Source organism: Rhodanobacter spathiphylli B39 (genome assembly GCF_000264295.1).
GTDB classification, from domain to species: Bacteria; Pseudomonadota; Gammaproteobacteria; order Xanthomonadales; family Rhodanobacteraceae; genus Rhodanobacter; species Rhodanobacter spathiphylli.
Genome location: NZ_AJXT01000018.1, coordinates 71,875 through 93,569, shown reverse-complemented (window position 1 = coordinate 93,569; position 21,695 = coordinate 71,875). Strand labels below are relative to the sequence as shown.

The 21,695-nt window shown below is 67.5% G+C and carries 25 protein-coding genes; 20 read left to right on the top strand and 5 right to left on the bottom strand.

Going from position 1 to position 21,695, the window contains the following annotated elements; translation table 11 throughout:
• Window positions 1-104: 104 nt before the first annotated feature.
• Window positions 105-608, bottom strand: coding sequence for a Spy/CpxP family protein refolding chaperone (locus UU7_RS08750; RefSeq protein ID WP_007807422.1), 504 nt, complete (start codon window positions 606-608; stop codon window positions 105-107).
• A gap of 133 nt (window positions 609-741) precedes the next feature.
• On the opposite strand from UU7_RS08750, the gene UU7_RS08745 reads away from it, so the two are divergent.
• Complete coding sequence (locus tag UU7_RS08745; protein ID WP_007807421.1) at window positions 742-1,443, top strand: response regulator transcription factor; 702 nt, start codon at window positions 742-744, stop codon at window positions 1,441-1,443.
• Complete coding sequence (locus tag UU7_RS08740; protein ID WP_007807420.1) at window positions 1,440-2,792, top strand: sensor histidine kinase; 1,353 nt, start codon at window positions 1,440-1,442, stop codon at window positions 2,790-2,792. The genes UU7_RS08745 and UU7_RS08740 overlap by 4 nt, the downstream gene beginning before the upstream one ends.
• A gap of 955 nt (window positions 2,793-3,747) precedes the next feature.
• Here UU7_RS08740 and UU7_RS18315 read toward each other — a convergent pair.
• Window positions 3,748-4,044 carry a hypothetical protein gene (locus UU7_RS18315; protein WP_157582045.1) on the bottom strand — a complete coding sequence of 99 codons (297 nt, stop codon included), beginning with the start codon at window positions 4,042-4,044 and terminating at the stop codon, window positions 3,748-3,750.
• 666 nt (window positions 4,045-4,710) lie between these two features.
• Here UU7_RS18315 and dapB point away from each other — a divergent pair.
• Window positions 4,711-5,511 carry a 4-hydroxy-tetrahydrodipicolinate reductase gene (gene dapB / locus UU7_RS08735; protein WP_007807418.1) on the top strand — a complete coding sequence of 267 codons (801 nt, stop codon included), beginning with the start codon at window positions 4,711-4,713 and terminating at the stop codon, window positions 5,509-5,511.
• A gap of 4 nt (window positions 5,512-5,515) precedes the next feature.
• Here the strand turns inward: dapB and UU7_RS08730 are convergent, their stop codons facing one another.
• Both UU7_RS08730 and UU7_RS08725 read right to left on the bottom strand, forming a co-directional pair.
• Window positions 5,516-5,995: a hypothetical protein gene (locus UU7_RS08730; protein WP_007807417.1), complete on the bottom strand. Its 480-nt coding sequence runs from the start codon at window positions 5,993-5,995 to the stop codon at window positions 5,516-5,518.
• Window positions 5,992-6,567: an RNA polymerase sigma factor gene (locus tag UU7_RS08725; RefSeq protein WP_007807416.1), complete on the bottom strand. Its 576-nt coding sequence runs from the start codon at window positions 6,565-6,567 to the stop codon at window positions 5,992-5,994. Before UU7_RS08725 ends, UU7_RS08730 begins: the two co-directional genes overlap by 4 nt.
• Window positions 6,568-6,690: 123 nt before the next feature.
• Between UU7_RS08725 and UU7_RS08720 the strand changes: the two genes are divergently transcribed.
• Entirely contained in the window at window positions 6,691-7,017 is a 327-nt protein-coding gene (locus UU7_RS08720) for a DUF6249 domain-containing protein (RefSeq protein ID WP_007807415.1), read from the top strand.
• Between the two features lie 59 nt (window positions 7,018-7,076).
• The gene (locus tag UU7_RS08715; RefSeq protein ID WP_040673152.1) at window positions 7,077-7,703 is read left to right on the top strand and encodes a trimeric intracellular cation channel family protein; all 627 of its coding nucleotides are present in this window, start codon (window positions 7,077-7,079) and stop codon (window positions 7,701-7,703) included.
• 52 nt (window positions 7,704-7,755) lie between these two features.
• On the opposite strand, the gene UU7_RS08710 is transcribed toward UU7_RS08715, so the two are convergent.
• Complete coding sequence (locus UU7_RS08710) at window positions 7,756-8,706, bottom strand: OmpA family protein (protein WP_238530912.1); 951 nt, start codon at window positions 8,704-8,706, stop codon at window positions 7,756-7,758.
• Between the two features lie 418 nt (window positions 8,707-9,124).
• Here UU7_RS08710 and UU7_RS08705 point away from each other — a divergent pair, with 418 nt between their 5' ends.
• The 15 genes from UU7_RS08705 (at window position 9,125) to UU7_RS08635 (ending at window position 21,694) form a co-directional block, all read left to right on the top strand.
• A complete protein-coding gene (locus UU7_RS08705; protein WP_007807412.1) occupies window positions 9,125-9,409 on the top strand; it encodes a hypothetical protein in 285 nt (94 codons plus the stop codon).
• Window positions 9,410-9,526: 117 nt separating this feature from the next.
• Window positions 9,527-11,107, top strand: a complete 1,581-nt coding sequence (locus tag UU7_RS08700; protein WP_007807411.1) for a pilus assembly protein TadG-related protein — start codon at window positions 9,527-9,529, stop codon at window positions 11,105-11,107.
• A 47-nt stretch (window positions 11,108-11,154) separates the two neighbouring features.
• Complete coding sequence (locus tag UU7_RS08695) at window positions 11,155-12,126, top strand: hypothetical protein (RefSeq protein ID WP_157582042.1); 972 nt, start codon at window positions 11,155-11,157, stop codon at window positions 12,124-12,126.
• A gap of 21 nt (window positions 12,127-12,147) precedes the next feature.
• Entirely contained in the window at window positions 12,148-13,059 is a 912-nt protein-coding gene (locus tag UU7_RS08690) for a TadE/TadG family type IV pilus assembly protein (protein ID WP_157582039.1), read from the top strand.
• Window positions 13,049-13,711 (top strand): hypothetical protein, encoded by a 663-nt coding sequence (locus UU7_RS08685; RefSeq protein ID WP_007807407.1) that lies wholly within the window; start codon window positions 13,049-13,051, stop codon window positions 13,709-13,711. Before UU7_RS08690 ends, UU7_RS08685 begins: the two co-directional genes overlap by 11 nt.
• 17 nt (window positions 13,712-13,728) lie before the next feature.
• Window positions 13,729-13,935 (top strand): hypothetical protein, encoded by a 207-nt coding sequence (locus tag UU7_RS08680; protein WP_007807405.1) that lies wholly within the window; start codon window positions 13,729-13,731, stop codon window positions 13,933-13,935.
• Between the two features lie 4 nt (window positions 13,936-13,939).
• Window positions 13,940-14,731: a Flp pilus assembly protein CpaB gene (gene cpaB / locus UU7_RS08675; protein WP_007807403.1), complete on the top strand. Its 792-nt coding sequence runs from the start codon at window positions 13,940-13,942 to the stop codon at window positions 14,729-14,731.
• Window positions 14,732-14,733: 2 nt separating this feature from the next.
• Entirely contained in the window at window positions 14,734-16,086 is a 1,353-nt protein-coding gene (locus UU7_RS08670; RefSeq protein WP_007807401.1) for a type II and III secretion system protein family protein, read from the top strand.
• Between the two features lie 10 nt (window positions 16,087-16,096).
• Entirely contained in the window at window positions 16,097-17,815 is a 1,719-nt protein-coding gene (locus UU7_RS08665; protein ID WP_007807400.1) for a TadA family conjugal transfer-associated ATPase, read from the top strand.
• Complete coding sequence (locus UU7_RS08660; RefSeq protein WP_007807398.1) at window positions 17,812-18,660, top strand: type II secretion system F family protein; 849 nt, start codon at window positions 17,812-17,814, stop codon at window positions 18,658-18,660. Before UU7_RS08665 ends, UU7_RS08660 begins: the two co-directional genes overlap by 4 nt.
• The gene (locus UU7_RS08655; RefSeq protein ID WP_007807397.1) at window positions 18,657-19,547 is read left to right on the top strand and encodes a type II secretion system F family protein; all 891 of its coding nucleotides are present in this window, start codon (window positions 18,657-18,659) and stop codon (window positions 19,545-19,547) included. The genes UU7_RS08660 and UU7_RS08655 overlap by 4 nt, the downstream gene beginning before the upstream one ends.
• 8 nt (window positions 19,548-19,555) lie before the next feature.
• The gene (locus UU7_RS08650; RefSeq protein WP_238530911.1) at window positions 19,556-19,897 is read left to right on the top strand and encodes a DUF192 domain-containing protein; all 342 of its coding nucleotides are present in this window, start codon (window positions 19,556-19,558) and stop codon (window positions 19,895-19,897) included.
• Entirely contained in the window at window positions 19,882-20,394 is a 513-nt protein-coding gene (locus UU7_RS08645) for a tetratricopeptide repeat protein (RefSeq protein ID WP_007807393.1), read from the top strand. The genes UU7_RS08650 and UU7_RS08645 overlap by 16 nt, the downstream gene beginning before the upstream one ends.
• Window positions 20,391-21,047: a TadE/TadG family type IV pilus assembly protein gene (locus tag UU7_RS08640; RefSeq protein ID WP_007807391.1), complete on the top strand. Its 657-nt coding sequence runs from the start codon at window positions 20,391-20,393 to the stop codon at window positions 21,045-21,047. Before UU7_RS08645 ends, UU7_RS08640 begins: the two co-directional genes overlap by 4 nt.
• Window positions 21,044-21,694: a hypothetical protein gene (locus UU7_RS08635; RefSeq protein ID WP_007807388.1), complete on the top strand. Its 651-nt coding sequence runs from the start codon at window positions 21,044-21,046 to the stop codon at window positions 21,692-21,694. Before UU7_RS08640 ends, UU7_RS08635 begins: the two co-directional genes overlap by 4 nt.
• The last annotated feature ends 1 nt before the right edge of the window (window position 21,695 follow it).

Below are 21,695 nucleotides of genomic sequence, written 5' to 3'. Positions count from 1 at the left end.
GTCGAAGGATGATTGCGCGGAGGTCGTCTGCACGCCGCGTCCATGAAGAAGCCCGGACCAGTCCGGGCTTCTTCCATTTGCGCGACCGGTCGGTCGCCGATCACTTACCCGGCTGACGGCTGCGGGTGCTCCGCCCGGAACTGCTTCCACTGGGCGCGGCGGGCCTGCGCCTGCGCTTTGAGCGTGGCTGCCTGCGCCTGCTGCGCCGGGGTCAGCAGCGCGTAGATCTGCGCCCGCAGGTTGGCCATCTGCTGCACCCGCTGCTGGGCGGCCTGGCCTTCGGCCTGGGCCAGCCGGGAAGCGGCGGCCTGGTAGCCGACCTGGTTCGGCGTCATCGATTCGAAGGCGCTGCGCTGTTGCCGCAGGGCGTCGCGCGAGGACTTGTTCTGCTCGCGGCTGCTGCGGATGATCTGCTTGACGCTGGCCTTCTGCGCGTCGCTGAGGTTCAGCTTGCCCAGCATCATCATCTGGCCGTCGCCCCGATGATGGTGGCGCCCATGGCCGAAGTCGCCATGTCCTGCGCCGCCAGCGGGCGCGGCCAGTGCGACGGAGCTGCCGATGGCCAGTGCCGAGGCCAGGGCCAGGCCGAGGAGGGTGTTCTTGCGCATGACGTGTACCTCTGTGGTGGGGAGTTTGTACGCCATCATTTGACGACACCGCTGCGTATATGTTCTTTGCGGACAGGTAAAGATCGGTAAAGAACGTGGTGTCCCGACCGGGCCATCCCATTGAATGGCGGCCATGCAAACTCCGAATCCCCCTCGCATCCTGATTGTCGATGACGACCGCGCGCTGTGCCGGCTGCTGGCGGAGTACCTGCAGCGCGAGGGCTTCGTGGTGGATCTCGCCCACGACGGCGACGCCGCGCTGGCCCGCCTGCGCAACGCTGCCGAGCGGCCCGACCTGCTGATCCTCGACGTGATGATGCCCGGTCGCGACGGCCTGGAAACCCTGCGCGAGCTGCGCATGCAGTACCGCTTGCCGGTGATCATGCTGTCCGCGCGGGGCGAGCCGGTGGACCGGGTGATCGGGCTGGAGCTGGGCGCTGACGATTACCTGGCCAAGCCCTGCCTGCCACGTGAACTGCTGGCGCGGGTGCGCGCGCAACTGCGCCGCAACGCGCCACCGGTGTCCGGCACGCTGCAGGTCGGCAACCTGCAGCTGTTTCCGGGCGAGCGCCGCGCCCAGGTCGGCGGGCAGGACCTGGTGCTCACCGGTGCCGAGTTCCTGTTGCTGCTGGGCCTGGCGCAGCGCGCCGGCGAACTGGTCGACAAGGCCAGCCTGACCCGGCAGGCGCTGGGTCGCGAAATCGAGCGCTTCGACCGCAGCATCGACGTACACGTCAGCCGCCTGCGCCACAAGCTGGCCGACGCATCGCCCGACGCGCCGCGGATCGACGCGGTGCGCGGCTCCGGCTACGTGCTGGTGGCGGCCGCGCCATGAAGCCGATGCGCACTTCGCTGTACTGGCGATTGCTGGTCTGGTTCTGCGTAGCCAACCTGCTGGTGCTGGCGCTGGGCGGACTGTTCGCCCGCCGCTTCATCGAGTTCACCACCAGCATCGAAATCAACTGGGCCGCGCTGGCGCAGGACGCCGACCAGGCCTATGAAAGCGGCGGCCGCGACGCGCTGGCCGCGTGGGTGGCCCAGCAGCGTCAGCAGGGTGTGGAGGCCACCCTGTTCGAGCACGGCGAGATGCTCTACCCGATCCGCCTGGGCGTCTCGGTGCGTTCGCAGCTGCCCGCGTTGCTGTCGTCCGATCGCAGCGTGGTGATGCAGCCGCGGCCCGGTTTCTACGTCGCCGTCCAGCAGGTCGTCGGCAACGACGGCCACGCCCGCCAGCTGCTGGCGATGAGCCACTCGCACGTGCGCCTGCGGCCGCAGACCCGCGAGAAGATCTACCTGGCGATGCAGCTGGCGCTGTCGCTGCTGTTCATCGGCCTCGTCGGCTGGTGGGTGGCGCGCAGCGTGGCACGTCCGGTCGAGGCTTTGCGTCGCGCGACCCGGCGCATGGCCGAGGGCGAACTGTCGACGCGGGTCGGCCGCCAGGGTGGGCTGGCGCATGACGAGCTGGCCCAGCTCGCCGGCGACTTCGACGTGATGGCCGGGCGGATCGAGGCACTGGTCGCGCACGAGCGCGGCGTGCTGCAGGATCTGTCACACGAGCTGCGCTCGCCGCTGGCGCGATTGCAGCTGATCCTCGACCTGTCCCGGCGCGGCGGCGACAGCCCGGAGGGTGCCGCCTACTTCGCCCAGGCCGAGCAGGAAATCGCCCGGCTCGACCGGATGCTGGGCGAGATGCTGGCGCTGTCGCGGATGGAGGGCGGCCTGCCCGGCATGGAGCGCGAGCTGCTGGAGCTCGCCGAGGTGGTGCATGAAGGCGTCGAGCAGTCGCGCCTGGAAGCGGATGCGCAGCGGGTCGAATTGCAGCTGACCGGCGTCGACTCCGCGAAAATTTCCGGCAACGCGATGCTGCTGGAACGGGCGGTGGCCAACCTGCTCGCCAACGCGATCAAGTTCAGCGCGGCAGGTGGTCGGATCGAGGTGGCCCTGCGTGTTGACTCGTCGTTTGCCGAGATCAGCGTGCGCGATCACGGGCCGGGTGTGCCGGCGAATGAACTCGCGCTGCTGTTTCGGCCGTTCTTCCGTGGCAGCAATGCGGCGCGGGCGGAGGGGCATGGCCTTGGATTGGCCATCGTGCAACGGGTGGTGCAGGTGCATGGGGGCACGATCGACGTGGCCAACGCCGAGGGTGGTGGGTTGGAGGTGAGGTTGCGGTTGCCGCTGGCTTGACGGCGTCCGCAAGGTCCGCGTGCGGGTTGCGGGGTTTGTCGACAGTCCATCCATGGACTGACGCCAAACTGTTTTGCATCCATGCGAACCACCCTCCGGGCTGATCCTCCACCCGCTCGCCGCTGGAGAGGGGCCTGGGTAGGGCAGCGAGCCAGGGTGGCACGCACTCGGTACGCAACCGCTGCGCGGTTGCGAAAACCGAAGCGAAGAGCGAAGAGCAAGGCAAAAAGCCTGCTGTCGGTGGGACTGGCGGCGGACGTGAGCGTGCAACCGCACACGTCGATCGCCTGATGCATGCGGCGCAGCGCCCGGCCTTTCTCCCTCCCCTGCTTGCAGGGGAGGGCTGGGGTGGGGTCCGCTCTGGATCTTTCTCTTTGACTCCTTGCATCTTGCCGATACCTCGATCTGCGGGATATGCAAGGTCGCCCCAGGCCGTACGAGCCTCTCACATCTTCATGCAAGCCTGCCAAACCGAATAATCAACTCGCTTGACGGGCCCGCTTCGAAAGCTGACCATCGAATGCATGTACCCGATATGGGTCCACCAAGCTTCGGGCCATATGGGCAGACGATGAGCCAGCAAAGACACTGCCCGTACTGCGAGAAACCATTCTCCATCGGGTATCTTGAGTTATGCACGTTGCCTCTGTGGCCAAATTTCAGGAGGTGGCGTGGCAGGTGTATTCATTGTGATTGTGGCTTGCAAGCATCAGGCTTTTGGGAAATTTTGACCGGGATCGTGTCAACTGTTGCTCTGGTTGCTGCTTTCGTACTTTTCGTGCCTGTACATCCGAGGCCATCAAACGCTCTGGGCTGGGCATATGCAGTTCTGGCTTTGCCGGCTCTTTATTTTTTCAATGGATCAATCAGATATATGACGATTTCGTATCCGGAACTTTCGTAGCATCGGCTAATCGTTCAAGGCGGATGGCTTCGCCGCCGCTTAACCCCATGGTCATTCTTCATATGGGTGTTCACGCGAATTTGAAAGCGTCGCCACTACTGGTGATCGTGTTCTGCAAAGCTCCCCTTTGCCCTTGGGCGTCATCGCAGCGATTCCGTACTTGTAACGCTTACTGTAGTTGGGGAGCGCGTCGAAATTGACGTCTTTGAGGATGGTCACGCGGAGGTTTCTCGGTTCAGAGGGCACGAAGATATTGAGGGCGGCCTTGAGCTGGTAAACAGCATCATTGCAGCTAACATCGATCCTGCTGCTTAACAGATCATTCGAGGCAGGCGGGACAGTTTCCATGTTTTAGTGGACACCCTGAATGAAATTTTCGGGAGTTCACGCCATGTCCACGAGCCGTCTATCGCTCCTCTGATCAAACGCACCGCCTCAGGTTAGAGCGTGCCTGAGCTGGCCAGCGCGGTTCAAAACCCCGGGTCAGTGTGAACTTTCGAGTGACCGTCCCGAGTACGAAGCCAGCTCCCGCAACACCGTCATCCTTGAAGGAGGGCGAAACACCTGTGCGTGGCGTGCGCGGTGCACTGTGCGTTGCGGCTTTGCTCTTGAGACGGCTCTTCTGAAAAGTGCGGGCCACGATGGCCCGCTGCTCTACCCGGGACCCCTCTGCAGCGGCGGGCGGGTGGAGGACCAGCCCGCAGGGTGGTTCGCATGGATGCGAACCAGTTTGGCGTCAGTCCATGGATGGGCTGTCGACAAACCCCGGAGCCCGACCGCGCGCCTGCGGACAGGCGACGGCATGGATGCCGGAGTTGAGGCAACGCAGGAGCGGTTGCCCGATGTCCGCAAGGCGCGGAAGCGGGGTGCCCCTCTCTTTGGTTCCTTTCTCTCGGGCAAGCGAGAGAAAGGGACTCGCCCTCCGCCAGGAGGACGAAAGCTCTTGCTCCGAAATTGAAATGACCCGGAGTCGCCTGCGACTATGCTTGCCCATCACCCCTCAACGAGACTCCCATGTCAATCAAGATATGCGTCGCCGGTGCCACTGGTTGGGCGGGTTCCGAACTGTCGCGCGGCATTGCCGCGACGGATGACCTCGACATGGTTGCCGCGGTGGCACGGCGACGTGCCGGTGAAACGCTCGGCGCGGTGCTTGGCGAGGCAGGCTTGCAGGCACCGATCTTCGCCAGCGTGGACGCGGCGCTGGCGCAGCCGTGCGACGTGTTCGTCGAGTACACGCGGCCGTCCAGCGCGAAGGCGAACATTCTCGCGGCGCTGGAGCATGGCGCGCATGTGGTGGTCGGCACCTCGGGGCTGACGGACGAGGACTATGCGCAGATCGATGCGCTGGCACGGCAGCGGCAGCGTGGCGTATTGGCCTGCGGCAATTTCGCCTTGACCGCAGTGCTGCTGATCAAGTTTGCCGAGATGGCGGCGAAGCTGATCCCGCAGTGGGAGCTGATCGACTACGCCAGCGCGACCAAGCCCGACGCGCCCAGCGGTACGGTGCGCGAGCTGGCCGGGCGGCTGGGCAAGGTGCGCCAGCCGCTGCTGGCGGTGCCGCTGGAGCAGACCGCGGGTGTTCGCGAGACGCGTGGCGGCACGCTGGCGGGCAGCCAGGTGCATGCGGTGCGGTTGCCGGGCTTCGTGCTGGGGGCGGAGGCGATCTTCGGCATGCCGGACCAGACCTTGACGATCCGCCACAACGCGGGAAGCAGCGCGAAGCCGTATGTCGATGGCGCGCTATTGGCGATACGCAAGGTGCCCGGCCTGGTCGGGCTGCATCGCGGGCTGGATGCGGTGATTGATTGGTAGTGACTCAGCGTTGGTGGCGATGTGTGCGTTGTTGCCACAGTCCCAGTAGCCACGACGCGCCGACGCAACCGGCCAGTGCCAACAGCCAGTGTGTGGCGGGTGCCTGCGGATTCGGTGCCAGCGCAGCGAATGAAGGCAGCCAGGCGCTGCCGTAGATCGCGATCACAGCGATTGCGGCCACCGCCATCGTGGCGGCGAGTACCAGCATCAGCTTGAACTCGAAGGAAGCGCTAGCCGATGCGGCGGGTGACGGAATGGCGCCGACTCGCGCAGCCAACTGCTGCGCAAAATCTGCCGGCAGCGATTCGGTCAGCGGCTGGCGCAGGCTGCGCGCGATCAGCCGGTAGCGCCGGCTGTGTGCATCGTCGCCGGCGGGATCGAGCTGCAGCCGTTCGCGCCGCATGGCGCTCTCCTGCGCCTGCCATTCGCGCTCGAGCGCGGCATCGTCAAACGTGGGGATGTGGTCTTCGTCGTGCGGAATCATGCGGCAACTCCTGTCCGTGTTTCGAGCGCGTCGCGCAGGCGCAGGCGCGAGCGGAACAGATGGCTCTTGATCGTGCCCGCGGCCATGCCGGTGATGCGGGCGATCTCGGGTATGGACGTCTCTTCGAGGTAATACAGGGTCAGCAAGGTGCGTTGCAAGGGTGGCAGCGCCTCGATCGCCTCATGCAGGTGCCGTGCGGTTTCCTCGTCGGCGCAGGCGGCCTCCAGGTCGAAACCGTCCCCGATGCTGTCCACCAGCGACTCGCCGTCGTCGCCGCCGGGCTCGACCAGGGCGATGCGCTTGTGTTGCAGGTGGCGCAGCGCGATGGTGAAGGCGATCCGGCCAATCCATGATTTCAGCGCGCTTTCGTAACGGTACTGATGCAGGCACTGGTGCACGCGCAGGAAGGTGTCCTGGCACAGCTCGCGGGCGTCTTCCGGGTTGCGCACCATGCGCTGGATGATGTGCCAGCACAGTCCCTGATACTCGCGCACAAGGCGTTCGAACGCGCCCGGCCGGTTGGCCAGCACGGCGTCGACCAGCGCGCGATCGGCTTGGCGGATGTCATCCATGGGTGCAGAGATACGCGCACGGCTCGAACGGTTGCAAGCAGATCGCTGCAACCGTTGCCGGGTCACCCGTATCTGTGGATATCGAACGGTCGACCTTTTCGGCCATCTGCAAGGGAGCATTCCATGAATTTCGGTGATCTGATTCCGATGGTGTTGTTCGTCTGCATTGTCTACGCCATCAAGGTCGTGGTCGATGCCCGGGTCCGCAGTCGCATGATCGGGGCCGGGGGTTCGGAGGAACTGGTCAAGTCGATCCTGCTCGACGAGGAGCAGCGTCGCCGCCATTCGTCGCTGCGCTGGGGCATCGTGCTGCTGTCGGTGGGCGTGGGTTTCGGGCTGATCCAGTGGTTTGGCTGGCAGGAAGTCACCCCCGGCCTGATCGCCGTGCTGGCGCTGGCCACCGGCGCGGGTAACCTGGCGTTTTTCGCGATTTCGCGCAAGGTCTCCTGAAGCTGGTTCAATAGCGGGCATTCGCCGTGTCGTCGGCATGCCCGCAAGTGAGCCACCGCGTGAACGAGCAACTGTTGTTCAACCTGGTCGACCTGGCCGGCACGTTCGCCTTCGCGATCAGCGGCGCCACCGCCGCGCGGCGCTGCAACCTCGACCTGTTCGGCATTCTGGCGATCGCCTACATCACCGCCTGCGGCGGCGGCATCGCCCGCGACCTGTGCATCGGCGCGGTGCCGCCGGCGGGCCTGTCGGACTGGCGCTACCTGCTGACCGCGGTGATCGCCGCCCTGCTCACCATCGTGGCCTATCCGTGGGTGGAGCGGCTGACCTATCCGGTGCGGCTGTTCGACGCGATGGGGCTGGGCTTGTTCGCGGTGTATGGCGCGCACAAGGCGCTGGTGTTCGGCTACAACGCCGAGGTGGCGATCCTGCTCGGCATGATCACCGCCGTGGGCGGCGGCATGGCGCGCGACGTGCTGCTGGCGCGGGTGTCGATCGTGCTGCAGCAGGAGATCTACGCGCTGGCCGCGCTGGCCGGCGCCGCGCTGGCGGTGCTCGGCGAGTATCTGCACTGGCCCGCGGTATGGGCCACTTGGCTGCCTATCCTGTTCTGCTTCGGCCTGCGCTTTGCATCGCTGCACTGGCACTGGAACCTGCCACGCTTCGGACGTCCGCGGAACGAGTGAGCGCGGCACGGGCCGCCTGCCGTCGGCGACCCGCTCGGCCGATGTCCGTGGGTTACTGCTCGACCAGTTCGACGCGCCGGTTGCGCGCCTTGCCGTCGTCGTCGCGGTTGCTGGCCACCGGCGCGTAGGAGGCCAGCCCCTTCGCCGCCAGCCGGCCCGGCGCGATGCCGTAATCCGCGATGAGCGCCTTGATCACCGCCTCGGCGCGCTGTTGCGACAGGGCGAGATTGTGCGCCAGCGCGCCGCTGTTGTCGGTGTGGCCCACGATGCAGACCTTCAGCGACGGCTGCGTCTTCAGCAGCTTGGCCATCTCCTTCAGCGTGCCGCCGGATGACTTGTCCAGCACCGCGCTGTCGCTGGCGAAATGGATGCCGTACAGCGCGATGTGTCCGCTTTGCGCCAGGCCCTGGCTCATCGCCTTCGCGTCGACCGTCACCTGGCCGGTGGCCATCGTCCTGGCCTCGACGACCTGCAGCAGGACGCCCACGGGTTGCTGTTCGTTCTGGCTGACCAGCAGCGAAAGATCGACGTTGCCGCCGGGTCGCTGCAGTCGGGCGGTCAGCGATTGCACGTTGCCGTCGGCGGATTCCAGGGTGGAGACCATCAGGTTGCGGTCGCCGTGCATCTGGTCGAGCAGGGGCTCGATCAGCGCGCTGCCGAAATCGAAACCGCCGCAGCCCTCGTCACCGCTGCAATGGAAGCGCAGCTGGAAACCGGCGGCCTGCAGTGCCTGGGCGAAATTGCGGTAGACCTCCAGCGCACTCTTGCCGGCCGGCACCGTGTAGGCGATGCGGGTGAGCCGGCCTTCCGCGGGTTCGCTGCGGGCGAAGCGACCGGGCTGGTCGGCATCGTAGCGGCCCAGTGGCAGGGTCGCGGTGCCGTAATCCTTCTGCGCGTAGCCCACGATGACCGAGCCGGCGAAGCGCGACACCACCGGATGGTCGTGGCTGCCGGACACGTCGTGCGGGGGCAGTGCGGCGGCGAGTGCCGATGCCGCCAACAAGGGGAGCGCGAGGGTGGGCAGGAGGACGAGCGGGCGGAGCAGGAGCTGGCGCATGTATCGAGGGTCTCCAGCGACTTTCGAAGAGCGGGCACCTTAGCAAATTCGCCGCAGGTGCCATCGTGATCGCCTGCCGTGTCGCCGCGCCCGTTCAGCTGCGGCGTTTGAATCGCGGCGGATTTTCGCCGTTTGTGTGACACGTTTCGCAAAAAAAGTGCTGCATGCCGCGACCTTCACAAATCTGCAGCAGGCCTTCGGTAAGTTCCTGCGACAGGAGAGGCCATCTGCGAAAGCATGACGTTGGCGCTCCTGCATGGTGCGTGGTCGAGACGACTGACCAGGGGGCGCACCACCTTCCATCGAAGTCTGTCTGGGCCGGCCGTGTCGGCGGTCCCACCATCACTTGAGAAAGGGGTAGCCCATGAAAGCTCGTTTCATTCGCAACACAGGGATCCGTGTCCGCCAGCGTGGCCAGGGCATGACCGAGTACATCATCATCACCGCCCTCATCGCGATCGCCGCCATTGCGGCCGTGACGTATTTCGGCGGCACCGCCCGCGCCCAGATCGGCGGCATGGCCAAGGAGCTCTCCGGCCAGAGCGCAACGCAGGACATCAACCGGGCGAAGAACCAGGGCAACAAGGCCCATTCCGAGGGTACCAAGGACAAGACCCTCAACAGCTACAACAACGCCACCGCCAAGTAAGCACCGCCACGAACTGACGAACCGGATGCGGCATCGCCGCGTTCGCGGGGATGCCCGTGCGCGCCGGCAGCGATGCCGGCCTGCACGGGCGTCCGGTTCCCGACATGGGGGTGTGCAATGGCCTGGTCGATCGACGATGGAACAAGCGGCGACGGTGCGAAGCGGCCGTCGCGTGCCGGTGCGCCTGGCCGCCAGCGCGGCCAGGCGCTGGTGCTGGCGATCGTGGCGTTGCTGGTGCTTTGCATCGGCGTGATCGTGGTGTTCAACACCGGGCAGGCGGTGTCGAAGAAGGTGGAGCTGGTCAACGCCGCCGACGCTGCGGCCTACAGCGCCGCCGTGCAGCAGGCGCGCGCGTACAACCTGATCGCCTACATGAACCGTGCCGAGGTCGCCAACGAGGTGGCCGTGGCGCAGATGACCAGCTGGTATTCGTGGACGAATTTCACCCTGCGCGGCACCGACAACTTCAAGGATGCCGTGCAGGCGATCGCGATCATCTTCGACGTCAGCATCGTCGGCGCCGAGGTGGGCGCGGCGCTGCAGGAAGTGGTCACCGCGCTGAATGAAGTGAAGACGGTGGTGAAGACCCTGCGCGACGGCATGCAGGTGGCGTTCTCGGCGGGCGTGACCGCCATCGCGGCGATCAACAAGGCCTACTCCATCGCCTCGCGCGGCATCGCCACGGTGGAATCGCAGGAGGCGCTGAAGCTGGTGCCCGAGGTGGTCAAGCGCAATACCGACGGCAAGGCGAAGATCGGCGCCCGTGGCTATGCGCTGCTGGAACAGGGCGCGCTCGACGCGCGCGCCTATGTCACCCACTACACGATCCCCACCTCCGGTCGGCGCGATGCCGGGGCCGACCGCTTCGCCAACGTGGTGATGGAGGCGCGCGACGGTTTCTCGCGCGAGCGCAACGGCGGCATCGGCCCGATCCACAAGCGCGGCGGCACCGACCTGGTCGGCTACACCCAGTGGGTGGGCGTGGACACGCTCAACGTCAAGGTCGGCTGGCTGGGCGTGAACGAGCCGCTGGCCTGGGGCGGCGGCGCGGCGGTGAACAGCATGTCGCGCTCGTTCCGCTCGGTGGCCAGCCCGGGCTTCAACAACGGCCGCGGCTGGGACTCGCCGTACGAGATCGATCGCGGCCACTACAAGCGCTACGCCGAAGGCATCGACAACGGCAAGGCGGGCAAGAAGGTGCTGTCGTCCCCCGCCATCGGCGGCAGCAGCAAGGCCTGGCTCAGGAACTACACGCCCGCCAGCAGTCCCGGCCTGCAACCCTACGACGACATCGCCGACAACAAGGCCACCGTGCCCTACGACAACGATCGCAGCGCGAAGCAGAACGGCGTGGAGGCGATGGACGTGGGCCCGGTGTTCACCGTGCTGGTCGAGCAGCCGATGAAGACGGTGCGCACCAGCGACAACGTGCCGGGCATCGGCGGGCCACCGGATTTCGAGGCGCCCGACCAGACCGTCGCCAACGACATGACCGCCCTGTCCTCGGCCCAGGTCTACTTCAGCCGTCCGCGCGGGTTCGGCCTGTTCGACAACGTGATCAGCCCGTCGAGCCGCGAGATGGGCAGCCTGTTCAGTCCCTACTGGCAGGCGCGGCTGATCGATACGCCATGCAACACCCGTCAGGAAGTCGCCATCGCCTATGGCGCCGTGGCCCCGTGCGTGCCGGGCAAATCCTGATGGCCAGCGGCACCTCCTCCCCTCACACCCAGTGGAAACAGCAAGCCATGATCGAAGCAAGAACAACACGGAGCGGCATCGCGCAGGGATCGTGCAGCAGCAACACTCCGGGTCACCGACGCCCCCTGCGGCAACTGTCGGTGGCGTTGTGCACCGTCCTGCTGGCAACCGTGCCGCTGGTCGGCTGCTCGTCAGGCGACGGTGGCGACAGTGGCGGTGATGCGCAGGACGGCGCGGTCAACCTGGCGCAGAAGACGCCGCCGATCCACCTCAACCAGACCAGCGTGCTGCTGCACGATGGCGTGCCCGCGGCGGAACACACCTATCGCCAGGCGCTCGCCCGCTGCAGCGCCGGGGCGGTGCCGGTGAAGCCGCTGGCCGACGACGTGGTGGCCAAGCTGGGCCACACCTATCTGGAAACCTGGTACGACGGCGAGCGGATGGCGGTCAAGGCGGATCGCTGGGACTTCAGGAGCGCCGGTCCGTCTGCCGCGGGCTGCGTGTTCGAGCCGGTGCACGAGGCGCGGCTGACCATCGTCGAGCCGGGCGCGACCACGGTCGCGGACCTGGTCAAGGGCACCGCCACCCGCGAGCGCTCCGACGGCGTGGTCCGTGAAGCCGTTGCCGGCGACGAGGACGGCACGGCACCGGATGACGTGGCACAGGACGACGCGAAGCTGCGGGCCCAGGTCATGGGCGAGCTGCAGAAGCAGGGCCAGGCTGACCTGGTCGGCCAGTCCGCGGGCGAGGCGAAGGTGGCCGGCCAGCCGTGCGTGCGCCTGAGCAGTGCCCAGGGCGAAGCCTGCGTGTGGAGTGGCGGCAGGAAGTGGCGCTTCGTCACCGATACCGCGGCCGACGCCGACCGCATGGATGCGCCGGTCGACAACATCACCTTGTCGAACAAGCCGGCCGACGGCAACGGCTACCAGCTGACCACCGACAGCATGAGCGTGGGTACGCCGATCGACGACAAGGTGTTCGTGCTGCCCGGCAAGCTTGCCGTGACCCCGGCCCGCTAGCGCGAACCGATGGAGACGACGATGCGCCCTGTTCGAACGCGGCCATTGCGCACGGCCACGCTGTCGTCGTCGATCGGCGGCCGGCGCCAGCGCGGGCAGAGCCTGGTGGAGATGGCGGTGGCCTGCATCGTGCTGGTGCCGCTGGCGGCGGGGGTGATGCTGCTGGGCCAGTACATCCACATCAAGCAGCAGACCCAGGCCGCCGCCCGCCAGGCGGCCTGGGCCGCCACCGTCGATCCGGCCCTGGCCGACGCCGGCCTGCCGCGCAAGGCCGCCGTGCAGACCGCACTGCGCGCGCGCCAGTTCGCCGATGCCAAGGCGCCGATCAAGTCCTCCGCGCGCACGCCGGCGGCGTTCGGCGATGCCATGTTGACCAGCTTCGCCAACCAGGCGCTGCTGAAGACTTCCGACGTGTCGTTGAGCGTCTACCAGCAGGAAACCGCGCCGACCTTCCTCGATGGCGCACTGGGCACCGTGGCCAAGGCGACCAGGACGCTGGGCAACCTGCCGCCGAATCCGAAGGGTTTCGTCACCGCCGAAGTGCATGCACGGCCGCAGAAGCTGAAGGGTGCCGATGGCCGGGCGCTGGACTTCCTCGATCCGCTCGACACGGCGCAACTGGACTTCTCGGCCCGCACCGTGCTGCTGGCCGATACCTGGGCGGCCAGCGGCGGTGGCGAACGCAAGAACGGCGAGGCCGCGTCGGGCGCCATGTACAACCGCACGGTACGCGAGGTGATCCGGCCGCTGGTGCCGACCAGTGCGCTGGGCGACAAGGTCGATGACGTGCTCAGCGACGTGATCAACGTGCTGGGCAAGATCCCCATCGTCAACGACCTGTTCACCCCCGGCTTCGACAAGTTCCAGCTGGGCCGGATGGCGCCCGATGCCGTGCCCGCCGACAAGCTGACGAGGTACCGCGATGTGCATTAGGCGTGGCCTGCCGCTGCTGGCCGCCGCCTTGCTGCCCGGCATCGCCGGCGCCGGCACGTGGCCGCAGCCCGACCTGCCGGCCGGCACGGATGCGGCCGACGTTTCCCGGCACATCGTCTTCAACGGGCTGGACATGCATGCCCGCGTGTTCACCTCGTCGCAGAGCCAAGCCGAGGTGGTGGCCTTCTATCGCAAACTGTGGAACGGCCGGGTGGTGGTGAACCCGATGGGTGCGGCGCAGGTGGTCGGCCACATGGAGGGCGACTACTACGTCACCGTGCAGGTCAGCGCATCGGGCCGCGGCAGCAAGGGCAACATCGGCATCGTCGACGTGGCCACCGCGCCGAAACACTTCGAGCGTGGCAAGGGCCTGCCGCGGCCGATGGGCTCCACCGTGTTCAACGACATCGCCTATCCGGACGACCCCACGCCCGCCCGCACCGTGGCGATGCGCAACAGGTTGTCGCCCCGGCAGAACGAGGCGTTCTTCCGCGAACGGCTGGGCGCCGATGGCTGGAAGCCGGCCGATGCGAATCGTTGCGCGGACGATGGCTGCGTCCTGCGCTACGAGCGCGGCGACAGCCGGATGACCCTGGTGATGAGCCCGCTCGACGGCCAGTCGCAAGTGACGATCAACCTGTTGAATCCGTGAACGGGAGGATGACGGACATGTTCATTCGACGGAACGCGCGCCACCCCGCCATGCCGCCGCGGCGTGGCCGCCAGCGCGGCAGTGCGCTGATCGAATACACCGTGGTGGTGCTGTTGCTGGTGACGGTGCTGCTGGCCAATCCCAACGTCATCCGCCAGCTCGCCGACGCGCTGCGCGATGCCTACACCAGCTTTGTCTACGCACTCTCCATTGCCTGGATCTGAACGAATGGAACGACGCATGCCGGCGGTCAACCGCAACTTCCTCTACCTGGGCGGCGCCATCCTGCTCGGCATCGTGGCCAGCCTGATGGCGGTGCACTACATCAACAAGCAGGTCGCCGCGCGCACGCAGACCAGGCCCACCGAGACGCGCCAGGTGGTGGTGCCGGTGCATGACCTGGAGAAGGGCGCCAGCATCAGCCAGGACGACATCGCCGTGCGCGATGTGCCGGCCGAGTTCGTACCTGCCGATGCACTGACGCCCGACAACTACGAGGACTACCTGGGTCAGGTGCTGCGGGTGCCGCTGGCGCAGGGCGCGCCGATCGGCGGCAGCGCGGTGGATCGGGTCACCGATCATTTCTCCAACGTGATCGAGCCGGGCAAGGTGGCGTACTCGATCCAGGTGGACGAGTCCAACTCGGTCTCCGGGCTGATCGTGCCGGGCGACCATCTCGACATCCTGCTGCTGCTCGACGGCGAGGGCAGCGAGCAGATCCGCCCGCTGCTCGGCGACGTGCCGGTGCTGGCCACCGGCAAGCGGGCGAAGGGCCTGCGCAGCAGCCATCCGGATGACGGCGACGACGACACCTACTCGAACATCACGCTCGGGCTCGCGCCGAACGACGCGCAGCGCCTCGGCATGGCGATGAAGGTGGGCGAGCTGCGCGTGATGCTGCGTCCGGCCGGCAACCGGCAGCCGTTCGACCTGAAGACGCTGAGCAGGGCGGAGCTGCTGCGGCTGGGCCGGCCGGTGCATGGCAACGGCATTCAATTCATCATCGGCGGGAACAGTTGAACATGGAAGCAGGCAAACATTCCGGCCGGGCGACGGCGACCTTTCTGGCATGGCTGGCGCTGTGCGCCGCGGCGCTCGCGCTGCCGTTGCGCGAGGCGCGCGCGACCTCCCCGGTGATCGGCGATTCGCTCAGCATGTATGCGGGACAGGCGCTGGTGCAGAGCGCGCCCGGCCCGCTCAAGCGGGTCGCGGTGGGCGACGGCAAGTTGCTGCAGGTCAAGGCGATCGGCAGCCGCGAGCTGGTGCTGATCGCGAACCAGCCCGGCGACACCTCGGTGCAGCTGTGGATGGCCGACGGCAGCCAGCGCAGCGTCAGCGTGCACGTGGTGGTGGGCAACAGCGCGGAAGCGGCGGGGATGGTCGAGCGCCTGCTGGGCGAGGACAGCGCGGTCTCGGTCGCCACCGTGGGCGGCAACGTGGTGCTGACCGGCAGCGACCTCTCGCAGGCGGACATGGCGCACATCGCGGCGATCAGGAAGATCTACCCGCAGGTGCTCGACTTCACCAGCGCCAACGCGGTGGAGATGAAGCCCACCGTGATGATGCGCGTGCGCATCATGGAATTCGACAAGAAGGCGATCAACCAGCTCGGCATCAAGTGGGACAGCATGATCGCCGGCCCCGGCGGCGGGCTGGTGCATGACTGGGTCACCAATCCGTACTACCGGATGACCCCGCAGGGCTTTGCCGGCATCGGCGCCGACGGTGGCCCGGCCAACCTGCCGCTGCGGGTGCCCGGCACGCCGTCGTATTTCGGCATCGCCACCTCGATCGCCTCGCAGATCAATCTGATGATGCAGGACGGCAACGCGTGGGAACTCGCCGCGCCGCAGCTGTCCGCCCGCAGCGGCGGCGTCGCCGACTTCCTGGTCGGCGGCGAGGTGCCGATCCCGATCAGCCAGGGCCTGGGCGAGACGACGGTCGAGTACAAGCAGTACGGCATCAAGCTGCACATCGCGCCGGTGGTCAACAGCAAGGGCGACATCTCCACCGACATCGAGACCGAGATCAGCAAGATCGATCCCAGCGTCAACGTGCAGGGCTACCCCGGCTTCATCACCCGTCGCGCCAGCGCCCAGCTCAACGTGCACGAGGGCGACACCATCGTGATCTCGGGCCTGGTCGACGCCAGCGCCTCGAAGACCTTCGACAAGGTGCCCGGGCTGGGCGACATCCCGGTGCTGGGCGCGCTGTTCCGCTCGCGCGACTTCCAGCGCAATCGCACCGACCTGGTGATCTTCGTGACGCCGATCGTGATCACCCCCGACTCGCCGGAGAACCGCGAACTGATCGAGAAGAGCGACCGCCTGCGCGACGACTTCCGCAAGGTCGCCGGCAAGGACATCGTGGATTGAAGGTGAAGCCATGTTCGAAGTGCTGATCGAAACCGCCAACCGCGACCCGCGCCAGGTGCGCTGCCTGCACAACGCCTGCGGCATCGGCCGCGGCGAGGACAACCTGGTGGTCCTGCAGGGCTGGAACATCGGCCGCGAGCACGCGATGTTGAGCGTGCGCAAGGGCGGCGTGTTCATCGAGGTGCTGGGCGGCCGCGCGCCGGTGGTGATCAACGGGGCCCGGGTGCAGCGCGAGCACGGCCCGCTGCGGCGCGAGGACATCGTCATCATCGGTTCGTACCGGCTGCGCGTGCTGGTCGACCAGGACGAGGCCGCGCCGGTGAGGGTGCCGCAGCGCGCCGCCAACGCGCCGGTCCATCTGGACCCGGTCGCTTCGCCGCCGGCCGTCGAACCGCCGGCCGCGCCGGTGACCGGCCTTCCCGCGACGCTGCAGCCATCGGCCGACATGCTGGCCTGGCGCACCCGCGTGCACCAGTCGCTGGTGCGGCAGATGGACCTGCGCCGGGTCGACGTGCGCGGCATGACGGACGACGACCTGCGCCAGAAGACCTCGTCGCTGATCGAGGAAATCATCGAGCGCGAGTTTGCCGACGAACTGCCGCGCACGATCAACCGCCGCCGGCTCGCCAAGCAGGTGCTGGACGAGGCGATCGGACTGGGGCCGCTGGAGGACCTGCTGGCGGACGAGACGGTCACCGAGGTGATGGTCAACTGCTCGGACGACATCTACATCGAACGTGCGGGCCGGATCGAGAAGTCCGAGGTGATCTTCACCAGCGACAAGGCGGTGCTGGCGGCGATCGAGCGCATCGTGGCGCCGCTGGGCCGGCGCATCGACGAGAGCTCGCCGATGGTTGATGCGCGCCTGGCCGACGGCTCGCGCGTCAATGCGGTGATCCCGCCGGTGGCGCTGCGCGGGCCCAGCCTGAGCATCCGCAAGTTCAGCAAGCGCAAGCTCAGCGGCGACGACCTGCTGCAGTACGGCTCGGTCAACCGGCAGATGCTGGAGTTCATGCAGGTGGCGGTGCGCGAGCGCAGGAACATCGTGGTCACCGGGGGCACCGGCTCGGGCAAGACCACGTTGCTCAACATTCTTTCCAACTTCATCCCCGACCACGAGCGCATCGTCACCATCGAGGATGCGGCCGAGCTCAGGCTGAGCCAGCCCAACCTGGTGGCGATGGAGGCGCGTCCGGCCAACCTCGAGGGCAAGGGGCTGATCACCATCCGCGACCTGGTGCGCAACTCGCTGCGCATGCGCCCGGACCGGATCGTGGTGGGCGAGTGCCGCGGCGGCGAGGCGCTGGACATGCTGCAGGCGATGAACACCGGCCACGAGGGTTCGCTGACCACCGCGCACGCCAACTCGCCCCGCGATGCGCTGTCGCGCCTGGAGGTGATGGTGATGATGTCGGGCATGGACCTGCCGATGACCGTGGTGCGCGAGCAGATCGCCTCGGCGATCGACCTGATCATCCACCAGCGCCGCTTCCCCTGCGGCTCGCGCAAGATCACCCACATCTCGGAGATCACCGGCATCGAGAGCGGCACCATCCAGGCGCAGGACCTGTTCACCTTCCGCGCCCGCGACCAGGGCGGCCCCGGCGGCAAGGTCCGCGGCGAGTACGCGGCCACCGGCGCGGTGCCGGAGTTCTACGAGGAGCTGGCCGATCGCGGGGTGCCGGTCGACCTGTCGATCTTCAAGATCCACGAGGACGATCGCGCATGAGCCTGCTTCCCGTCGCGATCGTGGTGTTTCTCGCCGTCGCCGCGATCGGCTACCTGGCGGCGCGCAGCTCGACGGTGTTCTGGGGGCGCTACCAGGAAGCGTTCACCGAGCAGGCGCGTTTCAATCTCGCCGACATGTTCATGTTCATGGACGAGCGGAACCTGTTCCGCCTCAACGCCGTGGCGATGGTGCTGGTGCCGCTGCTGGTGTGGTTCCTCAGTGGCAACCCGCTGCTGGCCATCGTGACCCTGGTGCTGATCCTGGTGCTGCCGAAGAAGATCTACCGATGGCTGCGCCAGCGACGCATCAACCAGATCCAGCAACAGCTGCCGGACGGGCTGATGATGGTGGCCGGCAGCATGCGCGCGGGGCTGGGTTTCACCCCGGCGCTGGAAAGCCTGGCGCGCGACGTCGAGCCGCCGCTGGCGCAGGAGTTCGCGCTGCTGCTGCGCGAGCAGCGCATGGGCGTGAAGCTGGAAGAGGCGCTGGAACATTTCAACGACCGCGTGCCGATCCAGGACGTGACCCTGTTCGTCTCCGCCGTGGGCATTTCCCGCGAGGTGGGCGGCAACCTGGCCGAGAGCATGGCCTCGCTGGCCGACACGCTGCGGCGGCGGCTGATCATGGAAGGCAAGGTGAATTCGCTGACCGCCCAGGGCCGCCTGCAAGGCATCGTGATGGCGATGATGCCGGTCGGCCTGATCGGCTTCCTCAGCTTCGCCTACCCCGACACGATGCACGAGATGTACCACTCCTACGTGGGCTGGGCGGTGATCGCGGTGGCCGCGGTGATGGAGTACCTGGGCTATCGCATGTGCCGCAAGATCACGAGCATCGACATATGAGCCCGGTCGTCATCCTGCTCGCGGTGGCCATCGGCGGTGGCGTCGGCTTCGCCTTCTGGGGCATCTACGGGCTGCTGCGCGAAGTGCCCGTGGCCGACCGCAATTTCCAGGACCCGCTGCCGTTCGGGCTGCGCCTGATCTGGCCGCTGGTCAACGCCGCCACCCACGTGCTGGCGCCGAAGCTGGGCGCGGACAAGCTGGAACAGGCGCACCGGCAACTGCAGACCGCGGGCCAGGATTTCGTGTTGAGCCCGGAACAGCTGTACGGATTGCGCGTGGTGGGTGCCGGCCTCGTGGCGGCGTTCTTCTGGCTGCTGCTGGGCATGCTCGACCGGCACGGCTACCTGCTCTACGGTACGGCGATGCTGTTCGGCGCCACTGCCGGCTGGTTCTACCCGAGCCTGTGGCTGGGCGAGCGGCGCAGCAAGCGCCGCCGCCTGGTGATCAAGGACCTGCCGGTGTACCTGGACTTCATCACCATGGCGGTGGAGGCGGGGCTGAACATCACCGGCGGCATCGAGCAGGCCACGCAGAAGGGCCCGGCCGGTCCGCTGCGGCAGGAGTTCACTCGCCTGCTGCGCGACATCCGTTCGGGTCTGCCCCGCGCCGAGGCGCTGAAGCGGATGTCCGAACGGATGGAGATGTCGCAGATCTCCAGCTTCACCGGCACCCTGATCCAGGCCGACCGGGTCGGCGCCAGCCTGGGCGCCGCGCTGCGGGCGCAGGCCGGGCAGCGCCGCGAGGAGCGTTTCCTGCGCGCCGAGAAACTCGCGCTGGAGGCGCCGGTGAAGATGATGCTGCCACTGGTGCTGTTCTTCTTCCCGCTGATCTTCCTGGTGCTGGGCTACTTCATCTACCTGCGCATGCGCCAGGAGGGCATCTTTTGAAATCGGGCGTGATTCTTCGTGATGGCCAGCCGATCGTGCCGCAGGCGTGGCGCGCCGATCGTCCATGGAGCCGCCTGCGCGGCCTGCTGGGGCGCCCGCCCTTGTACGGCGGCGCGGCGCAGGCGCTGTGGCTCACGCCCTGCGGCGGCGTGCACACGTTCGGCATGGGCTATCCGCTGGACATCGTTTTCCTGGACCGGGACGGGCGCGTGCTGGAGTGCTGCGAGAGCCTGCCGCCCTGGCACACCTGCCTGCGCTCCGACGCGTGGCAGACGGTGGAGCTGGCGCCGGGCGGCATCGCCGCGCTTTCGCCCGCACGCGGCGAGGAGTGGACATGGCAGGCACACTGAAAATCCGCATCGCATGCGTGGTCATGCTGCTGGCGCTGGCTGGCTGCGCCGCGTCACCCACGCAGCGTCTGGTCAAGACGGTCGCCCGGCAGCAGCGGGCCGAACAGGCGTACCGCGGCGGCCATCCCGAACAGGCACTGGCCGACTACCAGGCGCTGGTGCAGCAGCTGCCGCAGAACGCGGACTTCTGGTTTCGCCTCGGCAATGTCTACGTGCGGTTGCAGCGTCCCGACGACGCGGTCGACGCTTACCAGCACGTGCTGCGCATCGAGCCCGGCCACGCCAAGGCGTGGCACAACCTGGGCATCGTGCGGCTGCGCCAGGCCGAGGCCGCGTTTGCGCAGGGCGCGCAGCATGCGGCCGGCATCGACGCCGGACTGCAGCGGGACAGCGCGGCGATGGCGCATGGCATTGCCGCGCTCGGTGCTGCCGCGCCGGACACGCCGGCATCCTCCGCCTCGGCGCCACCGCCACCCGCTGCCGGACGGCGGCCATGAACCTGGGCGGGCGCCAACGCGGCCAGGCCGTGGTCGAGACCTGCGTGGTGATCGTGGTGTTCGGCGTGTTCCTGCTGGGCATCCTGCAGGCAATCCTGTTCTACCGGGTCAAGACCACGGTCGACTACGCCGCGCTGGAAGCCGCCCGCAACGGCGCCACCCACAATGCCAAGATGAGCGCGATGCGGGTCGGCCTGGCGCGCGGCCTGATGCCGCTGTACGCGCACAAGGTCGGCAACGGCGAGGCGACCAGGGCGTATGCCGAGGCTTTCGTCGCCGCCAGCAATCCGCTGGTCAGCGAGATCAGGGTGATCAGTCCGACGAAGGCCGCCTTCGCCGACTGGAAGGAGCGGCAGTTCGACGGCGTCGAGGCGATTCCCAACGACAGCCTGGCATTTCGCGCGAAGTCCCCCGGCAGCCGCAGCGGGCTCACCGTGCAGGACGCGAACGTGTTGAAGATCCGCGTGGTGTACGGCTACAAGATGATCGTGCCGGTGATCGACAAGCTGGTGATCGCGATCTTCCGCGAGTCGTTCTACCAGGGCCTGAGCGCCCGGGAAATCGCCATGCTGGAAAGCGGTCGCCTGCCGATCGTGAGCCAGGCTATGGTGCGCATGCAGACGCCGATCCGCGACGCGGGCGTGCTGCCGTGAAGCGATGCCTGATCGTCATGGCGTGGGCCGTGCTCGCGCTGCCGGCATCCGCCCTGCACGCGGCCGAGCTGCCCGACGTGAAGATCGACGCGGTGCTGCAAGGCAGCGGCATCCGCACGCTGGCCGGGCACGATGGGGTCGCCGCCGAAACGATCTGGATCAAGGGCGACAAGACGCGGGTGGACTTCGACGCGGGCGCAGGCCGTCGCGGCCGCATCCTGCGCGGTGGCGATCATGCGTGGCTGCTGATGTCCACGTCGCGGCGGGCCTTGCCGGCCGACCATGTGCGGATCGGCGCGATCACCCGGCTCGACGTGGCCAGGCCGTGCTGGGATCTCGGTTTTGCCTGCGCGGCGGTGGAAAGTCGCCGCATCGCCGGTCGCCCGGCGCACGGCTGGCGCTACCGCCACGCCGGCCATGCCGGGCCCGGCGGCAGCGACAGCGGCGTGTTCTGGATCGATGCCGAATACGGCCTGCTGCTGGCCTTCGAGGCGAAGGACAGCGCCGGCCAGACCCACCGCATGGAAGCCACCGCGGTCGGCTTCGCGAAGATTCCCGACGACACCTTCGCCATGCCGGAAAGCCTGCGCATGGACGTAAAGAAGGCCGATTCGCGGGCGGACCGCCTGCGCCGCTACGCGCAGTGAG